15 protein-coding genes are annotated in these 16912 nt (G+C 71.3%); 5 read left to right on the top strand and 10 right to left on the bottom strand.

What is annotated here, in order from left to right; all coding sequences use genetic code 11:
* The first annotated feature begins 54 nt into the window (after positions 1-54).
* Both J2S42_RS39880 and J2S42_RS39875 read left to right on the top strand, forming a co-directional pair.
* A complete protein-coding gene (locus J2S42_RS39880; RefSeq protein WP_307247982.1) occupies positions 55-684 on the top strand; it encodes a Gfo/Idh/MocA family protein in 630 nt (209 codons plus the stop codon).
* 161 nt (positions 685-845) lie between these two features.
* On the top strand, positions 846-1013 hold the full coding sequence (locus tag J2S42_RS39875; protein WP_307247980.1) for a hypothetical protein: 168 nt from the start codon (positions 846-848) through the stop codon (positions 1011-1013).
* On the opposite strand, the gene J2S42_RS39870 is transcribed toward J2S42_RS39875, so the two are convergent.
* The 5 genes from J2S42_RS39870 to J2S42_RS39850 all read right to left on the bottom strand — a co-directional run bounded on the left by J2S42_RS39870 (position 1010) and on the right by J2S42_RS39850 (position 6557).
* Entirely contained in the window at positions 1010-2050 is a 1041-nt protein-coding gene (locus J2S42_RS39870; protein WP_307247978.1) for a beta propeller repeat protein, read from the bottom strand. The genes J2S42_RS39875 and J2S42_RS39870 overlap by 4 nt on opposite strands.
* 21 nt (positions 2051-2071) lie before the next feature.
* The gene (locus tag J2S42_RS39865; RefSeq protein ID WP_307247975.1) at positions 2072-2875 is read right to left on the bottom strand and encodes a hypothetical protein; all 804 of its coding nucleotides are present in this window, start codon (positions 2873-2875) and stop codon (positions 2072-2074) included.
* A gap of 80 nt (positions 2876-2955) precedes the next feature.
* Positions 2956-4452 carry a class I SAM-dependent methyltransferase gene (locus J2S42_RS39860; RefSeq protein ID WP_307247974.1) on the bottom strand — a complete coding sequence of 499 codons (1497 nt, stop codon included), beginning with the start codon at positions 4450-4452 and terminating at the stop codon, positions 2956-2958.
* 165 nt (positions 4453-4617) lie between these two features.
* Positions 4618-5295: a response regulator gene (locus J2S42_RS39855; RefSeq protein WP_307247972.1), complete on the bottom strand. Its 678-nt coding sequence runs from the start codon at positions 5293-5295 to the stop codon at positions 4618-4620.
* A complete protein-coding gene (locus J2S42_RS39850; protein ID WP_307247970.1) occupies positions 5292-6557 on the bottom strand; it encodes a sensor histidine kinase in 1266 nt (421 codons plus the stop codon). Before J2S42_RS39850 ends, J2S42_RS39855 begins: the two co-directional genes overlap by 4 nt.
* A 124-nt stretch (positions 6558-6681) precedes the next feature.
* On the opposite strand from J2S42_RS39850, the gene J2S42_RS39845 reads away from it, so the two are divergent.
* The gene (locus J2S42_RS39845; RefSeq protein WP_307247967.1) at positions 6682-7320 is read left to right on the top strand and encodes a DedA family protein; all 639 of its coding nucleotides are present in this window, start codon (positions 6682-6684) and stop codon (positions 7318-7320) included.
* Positions 7236-8423, top strand: coding sequence for a glycosyltransferase (locus tag J2S42_RS39840; protein ID WP_307247965.1), 1188 nt, complete (start codon positions 7236-7238; stop codon positions 8421-8423). The genes J2S42_RS39845 and J2S42_RS39840 overlap by 85 nt, the downstream gene beginning before the upstream one ends.
* An 82-nt stretch (positions 8424-8505) precedes the next feature.
* On the opposite strand, the gene J2S42_RS39835 is transcribed toward J2S42_RS39840, so the two are convergent.
* The 5 genes from J2S42_RS39835 to J2S42_RS39815 all read right to left on the bottom strand — a co-directional run bounded on the left by J2S42_RS39835 (position 8506) and on the right by J2S42_RS39815 (position 15577).
* Positions 8506-10029, bottom strand: coding sequence for a DUF1996 domain-containing protein (locus J2S42_RS39835; RefSeq protein WP_307247963.1), 1524 nt, complete (start codon positions 10027-10029; stop codon positions 8506-8508).
* A 262-nt stretch (positions 10030-10291) separates the two neighbouring features.
* Complete coding sequence (locus J2S42_RS39830) at positions 10292-12349, bottom strand: beta-galactosidase (protein ID WP_307247961.1); 2058 nt, start codon at positions 12347-12349, stop codon at positions 10292-10294.
* Between the two features lie 83 nt (positions 12350-12432).
* The gene (locus J2S42_RS39825; protein ID WP_307247959.1) at positions 12433-13770 is read right to left on the bottom strand and encodes an ABC transporter substrate-binding protein; all 1338 of its coding nucleotides are present in this window, start codon (positions 13768-13770) and stop codon (positions 12433-12435) included.
* Positions 13771-13837: 67 nt separating this feature from the next.
* Positions 13838-14752, bottom strand: coding sequence for a carbohydrate ABC transporter permease (locus J2S42_RS39820; protein WP_307247957.1), 915 nt, complete (start codon positions 14750-14752; stop codon positions 13838-13840).
* Between the two features lie 3 nt (positions 14753-14755).
* Positions 14756-15577, bottom strand: coding sequence for a carbohydrate ABC transporter permease (locus J2S42_RS39815; RefSeq protein ID WP_370879351.1), 822 nt, complete (start codon positions 15575-15577; stop codon positions 14756-14758).
* Positions 15578-15896: 319 nt separating this feature from the next.
* Here J2S42_RS39815 and J2S42_RS39810 point away from each other — a divergent pair, with 319 nt between their 5' ends.
* Positions 15897-16886 (top strand): LacI family DNA-binding transcriptional regulator, encoded by a 990-nt coding sequence (locus J2S42_RS39810; protein ID WP_307247954.1) that lies wholly within the window; start codon positions 15897-15899, stop codon positions 16884-16886.
* The last annotated feature ends 26 nt before the right edge of the window (positions 16887-16912 follow it).

The following is a 16912-nucleotide window of genomic DNA, read 5'->3' as shown; positions in this document are numbered from 1 at the left end:
CCCCGATCGGTACCACCACTGTAGGCATGACGGGGACCGGGAGGTGCCGAAAGCATGAGTCCGGTGACGATCGCGCTGGTCGGTGCGGGCAGCCGCGGGCAGAAGTACGCGGAGTGGGTCGCCGCACACCCGGACCGGGCGTGCCTGGTCGCGGTCGCCGATCCGCTCCCGCACCGGCGGGAGCGAGCCGGCGGCACCCCGTACCCCCGTTGGGAGGATCTGATCGGCGAGGGCCGCGTCGCGGACGCGGTGATCATCGCGACGCAGGACCGGGATCATCTAGGCCCGGCCGAGGCGTTCGCCCGCGCCGGCTATCACGTGCTGCTGGAGAAGCCGCTGGCACCGGCCGCGGACGAGTGCCGCCGGATCGTCGCCACGGTCGCGGACGCCGGCGTGCTGCTGGCCGTCTGCCACGTGCTGCGCTACACGCCCTGCACCGACCTCGTGAAACGCACATCCGGTCCGGCCCGGCCGAGTCACTGGCGAGCCACCTCGCGGTCTTCGCGGCCGAGCAGGCCCGGCGCACCGGCACGGTGGTCACGGTGCCGGCCGGGTGAACGTCACCTCCGCCGTGCTGACCGTGCCGCCGCTGCGGCCCGGCACGCGGTGGAACCGCCAGTGGAGACTCGTGCGCGCGATGACCAGCGCACACTCCGGCCGATCGGTGAACGTGCGCATGCCTGACAACCTCCACGGCGAAGGGCGCGTCTTCTACACGGACACGCTGGACCCGGGGTACGACAGAAACGCGTGAGCAGCCGATGAGCTGCCGCGTGAACATCGCCCCGGGGCACACTGATGAACGACACCACCCAGGGGGTTACGGCATGACGTGCGGTTGTTCGGTGGCGGCGCTGTCCCGCCCGTCCGGTCGCCGGCCGCCGCGCGCGGTCCGCACCTGCGCCCGCTGCCGCCGCTGGTCCGGCGCCTCCGCCCTGGCCCCGCACACCCCGGTCACCACCACCGGCGCCAGCTCCTGCAGCGTCACCACCCCACGCCGCGACGAGATCTAGCCGAGCACCGCCAGCCGTCCCGCCTCGCCGGACGCCCAGCACACCGGCGCCCGCCGGCCGGCGGCGCAGTCGACCGTGTCGAAACTGCCCTGGTCGAACTCCGTCCACGTGTGGCCGCCGTCGTGGCTGAGCGAGCTGCCGGCCGGGCCGACCGCCAGCACGGACGCGCGCCGGCCGGGCACCCACGCCGCGCCGGACCGGTACTCCCCCGGTGGGACCGCGGACGCGGTCCACCGGCCGTCGCGGAACACGGCCGCGCCGGATGGTGCGGAGGCCGGCGCCGCGTAGTCACCGCCGACCGCGACGCCCTGGCCCGGCGACCGGAACGCCAGCGAGTAGATGCCCGCGGACGGACCGGACGGGACCGGCGTCGCGGTCACCCGCCAGCTGCGGCCGTGATCCGCGGTCGAGAACACCCGCGCGGTCGCGCCGCCGCCGGTGGCGAACCAGTACCGGCCGTCGGCGCCGGCGACCAGGCACGTGCCGCTGGCCGCGAACGCGAACTCGCCGGCCAGCGCCGCCGGCATCCGCACCCGGGACAGCACCGCCCAGCTGCGGCCACCGTCCGACGTGGACAGGATCCGGAACGCGCCGCCGACCGGGTCGGACAGTGCCAGGCCGCGCCGCTCGTCGGTGAACGCCAAGCAGTCGTAGAACGCGTCCGGGTCGGGGTTGCGGAACGTCTCCGTCCAGGTTCGACCGCCGTCAACGGTCCGGTAGACGCGCGAATCCGCGCCCGCGCCGATGGACAGCGCCACGGCCCGCCGCGCGTCGAACGCCTCGATGTCACGGAACTGCAACGCCTCCGTGCCCGCCGGGCCGGTGGACGCCCAGTGCCGGCCGCCGTCCACGGTCCGCAGCACCGTGCCGCCGCTGCCGCTGGCCCACACCACCTGCGCCGACACCACGGACAGCCCGCGCAGCCGGGCCGTGCTCCCGGACGGCGACAGCGCCCAGGACGGGCCCGGCGACGCGACCGCGGCGGACGGCAGCAGCACGACGACGACGGCGAGCAGGACGGCCCGGATACGCCTCATGCGGCCGAACGTAGCATGACGTCAGTCGATGCGCCGCCCGCTGAACACGATGGACGGTATCGCGGCCGCGACCGTCCGCAGGTCGTCCAGCCGCGCCGGGATCCGCTTGACCCGCGAGTCCGGGATGACCGCCTCCGCGTACACCAGCGTGGAGCCGACCACGGCCCAGTCACGCACCCGCGCCTTCGTGCACGCCCGCCGCAGTTCCTCGGTGAGCACCGGCGGGCCCAGTTCGGCCGGCATCACGCGGCCGGCGTCCTCCACGCTGAACGAGGCCGCACACGGCGGCAGGCGTAGCAGGAACACGGTCTCCTCGTGCCGGATCGCGCCGCTGCCGACGCCGAACGTGTACGCGTGGTTGAACACGTCGAACGGCATGCCGTCCAGCTCGCCGCTGAGCACGCGGGAGTAGTCGTTGTCCGCCGCGTTCCGGCTCAGGCCCACGTTCGGGTAGCGCTCCGCGACGTCGGGGTCGACCGCCCGGTACGACCACCCGCGCTGCTGGGCGAGCAGCTTGCGGCGCCCGGTGTCCGGCCCGGCGTCCTCGGCCGCGGCCCGGGTGGCGCGCGCCAGCAGCAGCAGGCCGGCGGTCACCAGCAGCAGGCCGCCGCCGAGCGCGACGAACGACTCGATCTGCATGCGGGTGGTCTCGTACGCGAGCTGTTCCGCATAGCCGCGCGCGCCGCAGACGTCGTCGGGCTGCATGCGCCAGCCCTCGCAGCGGGGCGTCGGCGTGCCGAACACGGACAGCAGCCCCCAGAAGAGGGCCACGATGCCGCCGACCAGTGCGATCCAGGCGGCGGCTCTGCTGACGAACATCGGCACGCCGAGGATCCTGCCAGGCAGCATCCTCGACGGCCCGTGTTCCTTTGTGCACGTACCGTCAATCCCGGCCTTTCGCCCGTTCAGGTGTTGAGCGGGCGCCGCGCGATCAGCAACGTGTGGGTGACCGGCCAGTCCAGCGCGGTGCCGTCCGGCCGGTGCAGCGACGCGACCGGCGCCAGCCGGTTCTGCACGATCCAGTCGTTGCGCGTGGTCCGCGAGGCCGGGTCGACCTCGAACCCGACGTCGGTCAGCAGCCCTTTCCAGTCCGCCATCTCCAGCCCGCAGAACTGCTCCTGCGTCTCGGACAGCCAGTTGTCCGTGTAGTCCTTGCGGGTCAGGAAGTCCATCGCGTCCGCCAGCGTCAGCTCGACCACGTCGTCCGACACCGGGCGGAAGGCGAACGGGAACCGGAAGTCCTTCGCGAACTGGTCGAGCCGCGCCCGGGTGGACAGCCCGCTCACGTAGCCGGCGACGTCGCCGCCGAGGTCGGCCGGCGCATCCGGGTTCGCACCGTCCGACGTGGACAGCCGCAGGTGCACCAGCTGGTCCTTGCCGTCCGGCCCGCACACGTCACTGTTGATCCACACTCCGCCCGGCACGGTGTGCTCGTAGATCGCGGCCACGAACCGGCGCAGCGACTCCATCCGCGCGCCGTACGACCAGATCTCGTGGGTGAGCGCGAACGTCATCGTGGTGTCGATCGACCGCGGCGCGAACACCGCACCGCCGAGCACGTTGCGGTGGTAGAAGAACACGTTCGGGTTCGTGAACGCGCCCTGGGCCTTCTTGTGCACGCACTCCTCGAACAGGTGCCGCGCCACCTCCACGCCGATCAGGTCGCTCTCCCGCAGCGCCGGCTCGCGGTCCGCCATCTCCAGCACCGCGCCCGCGCCGCACCCGACGTCCACGATCCGGCCCGGCCGCACGTGCTCACGGACCAGACCCCACTTGCGCTCGGCACCGGCGGCGAACGCCTCCACGTACGTCCGGTAGTCGCGGGTCGCGGTCAGCCCACCCTCGTCGCCGACCACCGGGTCGTTCACCACCGCGCGCACCGCCTCCACCAGCCGGTACCGCCCGAACACGTCCACCGACGCCGGATGCGCCAGCTCGCGCCACGTCTCGTCGCCGCCGGCCAGCCGCATCAGCACGTCCCACGGGCGCTCGGGCGGGTCCGCGGCCAGCGCCGGGTCGTCCTCGACCGGCACCACCGGGAATCCCAGCGCGGTGTAGAGCGACGCGACCGCCGGCGTCGAGCAGGCCACCACCGTGTTCTCCGGCGTCACCGTCAGCCCGGTCGCCACCTCGATGTTCTTCACCGTCACCGCGGCGAACCGGCCCGTCGGCGCGGTGTCGAACACCGGCACCACCAGCGAACGTAGCCCCTCATGCGCGCTGAGCCGCTCGATCGCGGCCTCGCGCCGGTGATACGGGATCGGATTACGCTTCGTGTTCTCATGGTTCGCCGACGTCACCGCCCACACCACGGTCGCGTCCCCGGCCGCCCGCCGCAGGAACTCTGCCTGAAAACGCGTCAGCAGGTGGTGCCGACCGGGGAAGAGCAGGAGTTTCTCCATCCGATCTTCCTAGCGCATCCGTGTCGCAAAACCAAAACCCAAGATCAAATGACGGATATGCCCACTTCCGGCCTGGTCACTCTCCGCACGCTCCCGCGGGCACCGGTCGGCCGCGGGCGGCCTCCCTGCACGTCGCGCGGCCGGTGGCGAAAACCCCGGCACCGTTCATCCCGGCAGTGACGTGTTCCGGCCCGGTGTCACCAGCCCGTTCTCGTAGCCGAAGACCACGGCGTGCACCCGGTCACGCAGGCCGAGCTTGTTCAGGATCCGGCTGACGTGGGTCTTCGTGGTCTGCTCCGCGATGAACAGCGCCCTGGCGATCTCCGCGTTCGACATGCCCATCGCCATGTGCCGCAGTACCTCGCGCTCGCGGTCGGTCAGCGCGTCCAGCGCCGGGCCGGCCACCGGCTCCGGCGGCCGGGAGTCGAGGAAGTTCTCGATCAGGCGGCGGGTGATCGTCGGGGCCAGCAGCGACTCGCTGCGTGCCACCACCCGGACCGCGCGCATCAGCTCCTCCGGCTCGCTGTCCTTGAGCAGGAACCCGCTCGCGCCCGCACGCAACGCCTCGTACACATAGTCGTCGATGTCGAACGTGGTCAGCATCAGCACGCGCGGCGCCGGCTCGCCCGCGCCGAGCAGTTCCCGCGTCGCGGCCAGCCCGTCCAGCTCCGGCATGCGCACGTCCATCAGCACCACGTCCGGCCGGAGCGCGCGGCTGCGCTCGATCGCCTCCCGCCCGTTCTCCGCGACGCCGACCACGGTCAGATCCGGCTGCGACTCCAGGATGACCCGCACCCCGGACCGGATCATCGGCTGATCGTCCGCGATCAGAATCCGGATCATGCGTTGCCTTCCTCGACGGCCGGGTGAGCCACCGGCCCGGCGGACGGGACTAGCGGGCCCTCGGACAGCGGAGGCAGCGGGTCCGCGGAGAGCGGGAGCCGGGCGGTGACGCGGTAGCCGCCGTCCGGCTGAGCGGCGGTCCGGACGTGGCCGCCGGCGAGCCGGGCGCGCTCGCGCATGCCGACCAGGCCGTGCCCGGCGCGGGCCGGCTCCTCGATCAGCCGGGGCAGCGCGGCCGGTGGGCCGTTGACCACGTCGACCAGCAGCTCGCCGCGCTCGACCGCGACCCGGACCCGGGTGTCCGCGCCCGGCGCGTGCCGGATCACGTTGCTCAGCGACTCCTGCACGATCCGGTACGCGGCCAGCCCCACGGCCCCGTCACCGGGATCACCGGTCACGTCCAGCGTCACCGGCACGCCCCCGCGGCGCGCGGACTCGGCCAGCTCGCCCAGGTCGCGCAGGTCCGGCAGCGGGCGGGCCGCGGTGTCCGCGCTCTCGTCGCGCAGCAGCGCCAGCAGCGCGCGCATCTCCCGCAGCGTGGCCCGGGTGCCGGCCGCGATCCGGCCGAACTCCGCGCGCGGCTCCGGGTCGATGTCCGGGAACCGGTACACCGCGGAGGTCGCCTGCATGTGGATCACCGACATGCTGTGCGCGACCACGTCGTGCAGCTCGCGCGCGATCCGGTTGCGCTCCTCGACCAGCGCGCGCTGGGCCTGCTCCAGCTCCACGTCGCGCCGGGCCTGGGCCAGCTCCCGCCGGACCGCGCCGCGCTGCCGCCAGGCGATCGTGCCGAACAGCACCATCACCGAGTTCGTCGCGTAGGTGATCAGCGCGGTGTCGCCCACCTCGATGGTCCGGCCGCGCGGGTCGACGGTCGCCAGCAGGATGCCGAAGAGCGCGCTGATCCACCAGATGACCACGGCCTCGCGCCACGGCCAGCGCAGCCCGATCAGCGCAACGTGCACCACCATGGTCAGCATCACCGGCGGCTGGAACGGCCAGATGCCCGCCGCGCCCTGCTGCGCGAACGCGAACACCGCCACGGCCGCGAGCTGCAGCACCGTTGCGATGCGCGGCCGGGTCAGGGTGAGCGCCAGCGCGCCGCACTGCGCGGTCGCGGCACCCCACGAGATCAGCAGCGGCACGTCGTAGACGTCGGTCATCACGGTCGCGGTCCCGACCAGCAGCATGCCGGCCAGCGCGCCGACGACCAGCCACCACCGCCTCGGCACACCGTGCACGTGCATCGACACCCCGCTCACGCTCGGAACGCTACCTACCGGAATCACCCCGAGCATCACCCCGTGGTCCGATGCGAACCCCTACGGGCGCTGTGGCTCCCCCGGCGGACGCACCCGAGAAGTCTCGGGACCGAAGGTGGACGCCATGGACACGTACGCCTGGATCGGCCCGTTGGTGCTGGTCGAGGGGCCGGCCGCGACGGTCACCGCCGGCTCGATGGTCGGCGCCGGACTGGCCCGGTTCTGGCCGGTCTGGGCGATCGTCGTGCTCGCGGACGTGACCGGCGACAGCCTGCTCTACCTGGCCGGCCGCTGGTCGCGGCACCCGCGGGTGTCGTCGCTGCTGGCCCGGATCGGGTTCACCTCGCGGCGTGCCGCGGGCGTCACCCGCTCGCTGCCGCGGCTGGTGATGACCGCGAAGCTCGTCGACGTGCTGGCCATGCCCGCGTTCGTCGCGGCCGGCATCGCGCGCATCCCGTACCGCCGGTTCGCGGCCTGGGTGACGGCCGGGTCCGCGATCCGGGCCGCGGTGCTGATCGGCGCCGGTGCGCTGCTCGGCACCAGGCTCACCGGCCTGCTGGAGCTGCCCGGCGGTTTCCTGCTGCTCACCGCGGCCGTGGCCGGCCCGGTCCTGCTCATCCACCTGCTCCTCAACCGGCTCTTCCGCCGCCTCACCACGATCAGGGAGACGAAGACCCCATGCGCATCCTCATCGGCGCCGACACCTACGCCCCGCACGTCAACGGCGCCTCCTACTTCGCCCAGCGCCTCGCGGCCGCGCTGAACGAGCGCCACGAGGTGCACGTGGTCAGTCCCGCGACCGGGTACGGCAGCGAGAGACGGGTCACCGCCGAGGGCATCGTCGAGCACCGGGTGCGGTCGCTGCCGATCTGGCAGCGCCGGGAGTTCCGGTTCTCGCTGCCGATCGCGCTGCGCCGGGTGGCCGGGCGGATCCTGGACGAGGTGCGCCCGGACGTGGTGCACGTGCAGAGCCACTTCCCGGTCTGCCGCGCGCTGATCGCGGCCGCGCACGAGCGTGGGATCTTCGTGGTCGCCACGAACCACTTCATGCCGGAGAACCTGACGCACTACCTGCCGCTCGGCCGGGACCAGGTGCACGCCTGGGCGTGGCGGGACGCGGCCCGGGTGTTCGCCCGGGCGGACGTGGTCACCGCGCCGACGCCGTACGCGGCCGCGCTGGCCACGGTGGCCGGCATCCCCGGCCCGGTGCTGCCGATCTCGTGCGGCATCGACCTGTCCCGGTTCCGGTCCGGCGGGGACGCGGCCGGTTTCCGCCACCGGTACGGCCTCGAGGACGTCCCCACGGTCGCGTTCGTCGGCCGGCTGGACTCGGAGAAGAACCTGGACGTGCTGGTCCGCGCGTTCGCCACGGTGCGCCGGAGGGTCCGTGCACAGCTGCTGCTGGTCGGCACCGGCGCGGAGGACCGGGCGCTGCGCGCGCTCGCGGCCGAGCTGGGCGTCGCGGACTCGGTGCGGTTCGCCGGTTTCGTCCCGGACGAGGAGCTGCCGGACGCGTACGCGGCGTCGACCGTGTTCGTCAACCCGGGCACCGCGGAGCTGCAGAGCCTGGTGACGCTGGAGGCGATGGCGTGCGGCCGCCCGGTGCTGGGCGCGGACGCGGCCGCGCTGCCGCACCTGGTGATCAACGACGAGACCGGTTACCTGTTCGCGCCGGGCGACACCCGCGCGCTGGCCGGTCACCTGGCGACGCTGTTGCAGGACCCGCACCTCGCGGCCGCGCTGGGCCGCCGGGCCCGCGCCGTGGCCGAGCAGCACGACGAGTCGCGCACCGTGGCCGCGTTCGAGCAGCTCTACGCGATCGGCGGGGACCGCTCCGCGCGCGTGCCGATGGCGCTCGCGGCCTGACCCGCCACACGGCGAACGGCCTGACCCGCCACACGGGAACGGGCTCCCCCGCGAAGGGGAGCCCGTCACCGTACCCGATGGGTCAGAAGTTGCCCTGGGCGTTGCACTTGGCGTGCTGGTTGATGCAGTTGCGCACGCGCTCGGCCAGCGCCTGCGGCACCCACGCGTTGAAGAAGTCGCCGTGCATCGAGTACCCGGTGCCGGACGACAGCTTGACGCCCTCGGTGTCCGTGTTCAGCGGGTACGGCAGCATGAACGAGATCGACGGGATCGCGACCGGGAACTTGCCGGAGCACTTGCCGGTGTTGTCCGCCGGGCCGACGTGCGACTTGTGGTCCGGGCTGTCCAGGTGCACGCCGTCCCAGCAGTCCGGGAACGTCAGCTGGCGGATCAGCTCCGCGGTCGGTGCGCAGACCGGCCACTCGCCGTCGGAGGTCCGCCCGGTCTCACCGCCGACGCCGGCGCACCAGAACTGGTTGTTCTGGCCGGTGCTGGTCTGCTGCTTCGCGTCACCGGCGATCATGCGGAAGCCGGACGGGAACGGCACGGTCGCGGCGTAGTCCTTGAGGCGCGAGCCGTAGTAGACCGTGACCTCCTTCGGCATGACCGGCTTGTTGTCCTTGAGCAGTGTCGGCACCCAGTACGCGGAGAAGTCCTGGGTGGACGGCTCGCACGTGGTGGCCTTGTTCGCGAACAGCGACTCGGCGGTCGACGCGGCGCCGGTGCTCTTGTTGCCCCAGAACGTGTGGTCGTGCGACGCACCAGGCATGCCGGGGAAGACGATCGGGTCGTCCGGCTTGGTGTGGCTGATCTTGCAGGAGGCGTGGAACTCCGGGACCATCCGCTCCTTCGGCGTCCTCGGCGTGATCGCGCGGAACGCGGCCAGCTCCTGCGCCCACTTCGCCTGGTCCATCACCACCCAGCCGGTGCCGGTCTGCGGCGCGGTGCCGGCCGGCGTGGGCGACACGCTGACCGACGGCGACACGCCCGGCGAGGCCGGGACCGGGGCCGACGCGGACGCCGAGGCGGCGGCGGTGGCGGACGGGGACGACCCGGGCGCACCGGCGCCGCCGTTGACCCGGGTGAACCGGAGCCAGTTGACGTTCACGAAGTCGCTGCGGCTCTTGCTGACCATGTTGACGAAGATGGTCTGCTTGCCGCTGAGCGTGGTCGGGCTGTTCGCGGTGCCGGTCACCCAGTCCTGCCAGTGGCCGGTCTTGGTGATCGGGAACGCGGCCAGCAGCTCGCCGGTCTGGCTGCCCGCGCGCACCTCGACGCTGCCGCCGTCGGTGTTCGCCGAGGCCACGCGCGCCTCGACGGTCAGGCCGCCGCCGGCCGCGCCGAGGTCGACGTTGTCGTAGCGCATCCAGTCGCCGTTGCTGAGCCAGCCGACGTTGCGGCCGCCGCCGGCGTCGCTGGTGCCCTCGGTCTGCGCGCCCTGCTGAGCCGCGTAGGACTCGGCCTCGAGCACGCCGGGGATCGGCGTCTGGTTGCTGCCCGCGTTGGCGGTGGCGACCAGCACGCCGCTGCCGGTGACCGCGACGGCCACCGGGATGGCGAGCAGGAACCACCGCTTTTTACTCTTTTTCGCCGTTTTATCCGGCACAGCCGAGGGGTCGCTCTGCATGGTGAATGGCCTCCGGGCCGTATAAGGTGTGGGCGTCGCGCGGTGCGGACCGGGGGGTCCCCGCGCGGTTGTTCCGCCTCGGAACTCTAGGGCGCCAGAGAGCGCTCTCACAAGTCGCGCGCCTCAACCCCAGGGAAACCACTCACGGCCCGGTCACCACCCGTGCAGAGGCGGTGACCGGGCCGGACAACGGCCCGCGCGGGCGGATCCGGGCTGGGCCCCGGTCCCGCCCGCACGGCGTCTAGTGGCTGCGCCGCAGGATCGCGACCCCGCGCGGGGCCAGCGGCGTGATGCTGCCGAGCAGCGCCTCGCCCTCGACGCCGGGCAGCTCGACCGGCACGTCGGTCCGGTTGATCAGGAACCAGAAATCCTCGTTCGCACCGGTACGGATCGCCAGCTCCACCTGACCGCGGGCCTCCTCCGGCAGCGGGCTGGTGATGCCCGCGGCGCGCAGCAGGTCGGCCAGCAGCGGCGTGAGCCCCTCCGGCCCGAGCCGGGTGGAGACGTACGTCGCGGTGCCGGCCGGAGCGCCGTCGCCGCCGGGCTCGCCGTCGGACGAGCCGGCCGGGACGGTACGCCGGGTGATCGCCGCCCGGCCCGCGTGCTCGCCGGTCTTGTACCAGGCCAGCACCTCGACGTCGGAGCCGGTCACGTCGATCCGGTCGGTCCACAGCGTGCCGTCCGCGCCGTTGTCGAGCGTGACGCTGTCACCCTCGTACAGCGGGCCGAACTCCTCGATCCGGATGCCGAGCAGGTCGCGCAGCGCGCCCGGGTAGCCGCCCAGCCAGATGTGGTCGTTCTGGTCCACGATCCCGGAGAAGTACGTGGTGACCAGATGACCGCCGCCCGCGACGTAGGACTCCAGCCGCGACGCCAGCTCGCCCGGCACCACGTGCAGGATCGGCGCCACGACCAGGTCGTAGTTCTCCAGCGCGGAGGACGCCGGGATCACGTCGGCCGGCACGCCGTTGGCCAGGAACGCGGTGTACCAGTCCAGCGCCTCGGCCCGGTAGCGCAGCTTCTCGGTCGGGTGCGAGTCCAGCTCGCTGGCCCACCACGAGTCCCAGTCGAACAGGATCGCGGCGCGCGACGGCGCCTGGGCCGTACCGGCGACGGGTTGGATGGTCCTGAGATCCTGGCCCAGTCGGGCGACCGCGCGGAACACCGCGCTGTCCGTGCCCGCGTGCGGCAGCATCGCGGAGTGGTACTTCTCCGCGCCGCCCTTGGACTGGCGCCACTGGAAGAAGCAGACCGCGTCCGCGCCGTGCGCCACGTGGATCAGCGAGTCGCGGCTCATGTCACCGGGCCGCTTCGCCAGGTTGATCGGCTGCCAGTTGACCGCGCTGGTGGAGTGCTCCATCAGGAACCACGGGCGGCCGGACGCGATGTGGCCGGTCAGGTTCGCGGAGAAGGACAGCTCGTCCAGGCCCTGCGGACCGGGCCAGAAGTAGTGGTCGTTGGAGACGAAGTCCACCTCGGACGCCCAGTCGGCGTAGTTCATCCCCTTGGTCTCGCCCATCACCATGAAGTTCGTGGTGACCGGCACGTCCGGGGTGAGCTCGCGCAGGATCTCCCGCTCGGCGACCAGGTACTCCTTGAGCGCGTCCGAGCTGAACCGCTTGAAGTCCAGCTGCTGCGTCGGGTTCGGGTAGCTGGCGGCCTGCCGCGGCGGGAGGATCTGGCCCCACGCGCTGTACCGCTGCGACCAGAACGCGGTCGCCCAGGCGTCGTTCAGCGCCTCGATCGTGCCGTACCGGGCCTTGAGCCAGGTGCGGAACGCGCGCGCCGCGTCGTCGGAGAAGTCGTAGACGTTGTGGCAGCCCAGCTCGTTGCTGACGTGCCAGGCGGTCAGTGCCGGGTGGTTCGCGTAGCGGGTGGCCAGCTCGCGGACCAGTCGCAGCGCGTACTCGCGGAAGATCGGCGAGGTGGGCCGCCAGTGCTGGCGGGCGCCCGGCCACAGCGTGTTGCCGGCGTGGTCGACCGGCAGGATCTCCGGGTGCGACGTGGTCAGCCACGGCGGCGGAGAGGCGGTCGCGGTGGCCAGGTCGACCGCGATGCCGTTCGCGTGCAGCAGGTCCATCGCGTCGTCGAGCCACGCCCAGTCGAACGTGTCCGCGTTCGGCTGGATCCGCGCCCAGGAGAAGATCGCGATCGAGACGATGTTGACGCCGGCCTCGCGCATGGCGGCGACATCCTCGTCCCAGACCTCGCGCGGCCACTGGTCGGGGTTGTAGTCGGCGCCGAACGCCATCCGCGGCCCGGCCTCCGGAGAGGGCCAGCGCAGCCACCGGTGTTCCACGTGTGTTGCTCCCTTGTGGTGGGTGTGGTTCATGGCCGCGCCGGGCCCGATGGAGGACCCGGCGCGGGTGACACGAGGGGGACCTACTTGACGGTGAAGCCCTGCTCGTTGCCGTACTTGACGGACGCGTCCTGCCACGCCTTCAGGCCGTCGGCCAGCTTGGTGGGCGTGATGTACGCCTGGCCGGCCGTGTCCTTGAAGATCGAGTTCGCGTAGACCTGGAACGGCAGGTACTGCCAGCCCGGTACCACGTTCGCGGAGGACTGGGCGAACAGCTCGTTGATCTTCTGGCCGCCGAAGTACTCGAACTCCTTGGCCTGGAACTCCGGCGAGTTCAGGTCGGCCGTGGTGGCCGGGAACGCGCCGTTGTCCAGGCGGGTCTTCACGCCCTCGCCGTTGGTCAGGTACTCCAGGAAGCCGTAGGCGAGCGCCTTGCGGGTGGAGGCCTCCATGACCGACATCGCGGAGCCGCCGTTCTCGGCGGTGGCGGTGCCGCCCGCCTCCCACTGCGGCATCGGCGCGACGCGCCACTTGCCGGCACCGTTCGGCGCGCCGGAGACCAGGTTGCTCGGCATCCAGGCGCCGACGACCAGGGTGGCCAGCGTGCCGTTGCCCAGCGCCTGGAACCACTCGTCGGTCCAGCCGGAGATGTTCGACAGCAGCTTCTCGTCGATCATCTTCTGCCACAGCGCGGTGTACTTCTGCGCACCGGCGTCGGCGAAGTTGATCGTGACGTTCTGCCCCTCGACGGTGTACGGCTTGCCGCCGGCCTGCCAGATCATCGAGGTGGTGGTGCCGGCGTCGCCGGAGTCCGCCGCGATGAACACCTTCGGGTCCGCGGCGTGCAGCTTCTTCGCGGCCTCGTAATACTCGTCCCAGGTGGCCGGCACCGCCACGTTGTGCTTCTTGAAGACCTCTTCGTTGTAGTAGAGGACCATCGGGCCGGAGTCGAGCGGCAGGCCGAAGACGCCGCCGTTCGGGGTGACGCCGTTCCACGGGCCGGGCGCGAACTTGTCCTTCAGCGCCGGGGCGCCGAAGCCGGTCAGGTCCGCGACCTGCTTCTGCAGCGCGAACTGGGACAGCGCGTAATACTCGATGTGCGCGAGGTCCGGCACGCCCTTACCGGCCTGCAGCGCGTTCTGCAGCGCCACGTACTGATCGGCGTTCGTACCCGCGTTGACGACGTTGATCTTGACCTTGGGGTACTTGGCCATGAACGCATCGGCGGTCGGCTTGATCGTGGTGTCCCACGACCAGATCAGCAGCTCGCCGCCCTCCTCGAGCGCCTTGGTGACGTCGTCCGCGGAGACGGTCTCGCCGCCGGTGCCGGAGTCGCCGCCGCCACCGCAGGCCGCGAGCACGGAGGCCACGCCGACCGCGCCGGCCAGGCGCAGCAGGTTGCGCCGAGAGGTGTACATCATTCTGGGTGTTCCTTCCGGAAATTTTGATTGGGTGCCCGAAAAGTCGTGGTGACCGGCGGGGAACCGGTCATTCCTTGACGCTGCCGGCCGCCAGGCCCGACTGCCAGTAGCGCTGGAGCAGCAGGAACGCCGCGATCAGCGGGATGATCATCAGGAGGGATCCGGTGATCACCAGGTGGAAGATGACCTCGCCGCCGTTCGTCGTCGCCTGCGCGTTCCACGCGTTCAGACCGAGCGTCAGCGGGTACCAGTCCGGGTCCTTCAGCATGATCAGCGGCAGGAAGTAATTGTTCCAGGTCGCGACCGTGGTGAAGAGCAGAACCGTGACGATGCCGGGGGCCAGCAGGGGGATGCCGACCTGGAAGAACGTCCGGAACTCGCCGGACCCGTCCACCCGCGCCGCCTCGAGCAGTTCGGTGGGGATCGCGTCGTTCGCGAACGTCCACATCAGGTACAGACCGAACGGCGAGATCAGTGACGGAATGATGATCGCCCAGGGGGTGTCCGTCAAGCCCATCTGGCTGAACATGAGGAACGTGGGGACCGCGAGCGCCGTGCCGGGCACCGCGACCGCGCCGATCACGACCGCGAAGACGCCGCCCCGGCCGGGGAAGTTGAACTTCGCCAGGCCGTAGCCGCCGAGCACGGCCAGGAACGTGGCGCCACCGGCGCCGGCCACCACGTAGAGCAGCGTGTTGAGGAACCAGCGGCCGAAGATCCCGTCGTTGTACGTCAGTGTGCTGACGATGTTGTCCCAGAGCAGGAACTCACCGTCGGCGAACCACAGGCCGAACGAGTCGGTCAGTCCCTCGCGGCTCTTGGTGGCGTTGATGACCAGCCAGAGCAGCGGCACCACGCTGTAGAGCAGGATGACGCCGGTGGCCAGCGTGAGCGTGATGCTCTTGCGCGGCTTGGTGCTGTACCGCCTGACCTTCTTCTTCGGCGCCGACCGCGTGGCCGGTGCTTCCTGGAGCGTCGTCATCGCTCAGCTCCCCTTCCGCATGCCGCGCAGCTGGATCACGTAGGCGATGATCATGGTGACCAGGCCCATGATGATCGCGATGGTCGCCGAGTAGTTGTACTGCTGGCCGTTGAACGACAGCGAGTACGCGTAGTAGTTCGGCGTGAAGAACGTGGTGATCGCGTTCGGCGCGAGCTTCTGCAGGATCGACGGCTCGGTGAAGAGCTGGAAGCTGCCGATGATGGAGAAGATCGTGGCGATGACCAGCGCGCCCCGGATGGCCGGCAGCTTGATCGAGCGGATGATCCGGAACTGGCCGGCACCGTCGATCTCCGCCGCCTCGTACAGCGAGGACGGGATGACCCGCAGCGCGCTGTAGAAGATCAGCATGTTGTAGCCGACGAACTCCCAGGTCACGATGTTGCCGATGCTGGCGAGGATCCAGTCCGGCCCCAGCGGCGCCGGGATGTTGATCCCGAAGGCCTCGTTGATGTTGCCGACCAGGCCGAACTGGTTGCCGTACATGAAGCCCCACATGATCGCGGCGACCACGGCCGGCACCGCGTAGGGCAGGAAGATCGTGATGCGGAAGAAGCTCGCGCCGTGCAGCCGCCCGCTGTCGATGGCGAGCGCGGCCAGCAGCGCCAGGCCCAGCATGATCGGCACCTGGACGACCAGGAAGATCCCCACCCGGAACAGGCCGTCCCAGAAGTTCGGATCGGTCAGCGCCTGCTGGTAGTTCTCCAGGCCGACGAACGAGGTGCCGCCGATCAGCCGGGTCTTGAACAGGCTGATGTAGATCGAATATGCGATCGGAGCGAGGAAGACCAGCGCGAAGACGGCCATGAACGGCCCCACGAACTGCCACCCGGTCCACGATCGCCGACGGCGCGGCTTCGGAAGCGCCGCTTGCGCCGTAGTCATCCCATGTACCCCCTAGCAACACTGCTATGTTTGCGCAAACATACAGCTCAGTAGGGCTTCGTTCATCGGGGGTAAGGTGTTTCGATCCGATAACGGCCTTCATGGGAGCGCAATGTTTACGTAAACATCGTGCGGTGATAGTTTCACCACGTCCACGGCTCGTCAAGAGAAGGCGTGAGGGTTGTTCACCTCGGAAAATCCTGAGAGCGCCTCGCCCCGGCGGCGTAAACGAGGGGTCTCGATGGCCGACGTGGCCCGGCTGGCGGGCGTGTCGGCCCAGACCGTCTCGCGCGTCTCCACGGGCCATCCCGGCGTGGTCGGCTCCACCCGTGCCCAGGTGCTCGCCGCCATGAAGGAGCTGGGCTACCGGCCGAACAGCGCGGCCCGGGCGCTCAAGCGCGGCGAGTTCCGGACCATCGGCGTCATCCTGTTCACGCTGGCCACCACCGGTAACAGCCGCACGGTCGAGGCGATCGCGAACCACGCGGCCCGGGAGGGCTACGCGATCACGATCATCCCGGTCGCGGCACCGACCCAGGACGGCGTGCTCGGCGCGTTCACCCGGCTCGGCGAGCTGGCCGTCGACGGCGCCATCGTGATCATGGAGGTGCACCTGCTGGACACCACCCGGATCACGCTGCCGCCGGGCGTCCAGGTCGTGGTGGTCGACTCCGACGCCGGCGACACCTACACCGTGGTCGACACCGACCAGGCGGACGGCGCCCGTGCGGCCGTGCGTCACCTGCTCGCGCTCGGCCACCCCACCGTGCACCACGTGACCGGGCCGTCGTCGTCGTTCGCCAGCGAGCGGCGGGCCGCGGCCTGGCGGTCGGTGCTGACCGAGGCCGGTGCGCCGGTCCCGGCACCGCTGGTCGGCGACTGGTCGGCTGACTCCGGCTACGCGGCCGGGCTGCAACTGGCCGGCGACCCCTCGTGCACCGCGGTGTTCGCGTCCAACGACCAGATGGCGCTCGGGCTGCTGCGGGCGTTCCACGAGCGCGGGCGGTCGGTGCCGGGCGAGATCAGCGTGGTCGGCTTCGACGACATCCCGGAATCGCGCAACTTCCTGCCGCCGCTGACCACGGTGCACCAGGACTTCGCGGAGATGGGGCGGCGGTGCGTGCAGATGGTGCTGCGCCAGATACGGCACGAGGGCACCGCGCCCGGCACCACGCTGGTCCCCACGCGGCTGGTCGAACGCTCCAGCACGGCTCCGCCACCACGTCGATAGCCATGGGCCGCGGGTCGCGGATTGGA

The organism is Catenuloplanes indicus, assembly GCF_030813715.1.
GTDB lineage: Bacteria > Actinomycetota > Actinomycetes > Mycobacteriales > Micromonosporaceae > Catenuloplanes > Catenuloplanes indicus.
This window is presented reverse-complemented; position numbering and strand designations above follow the sequence as displayed.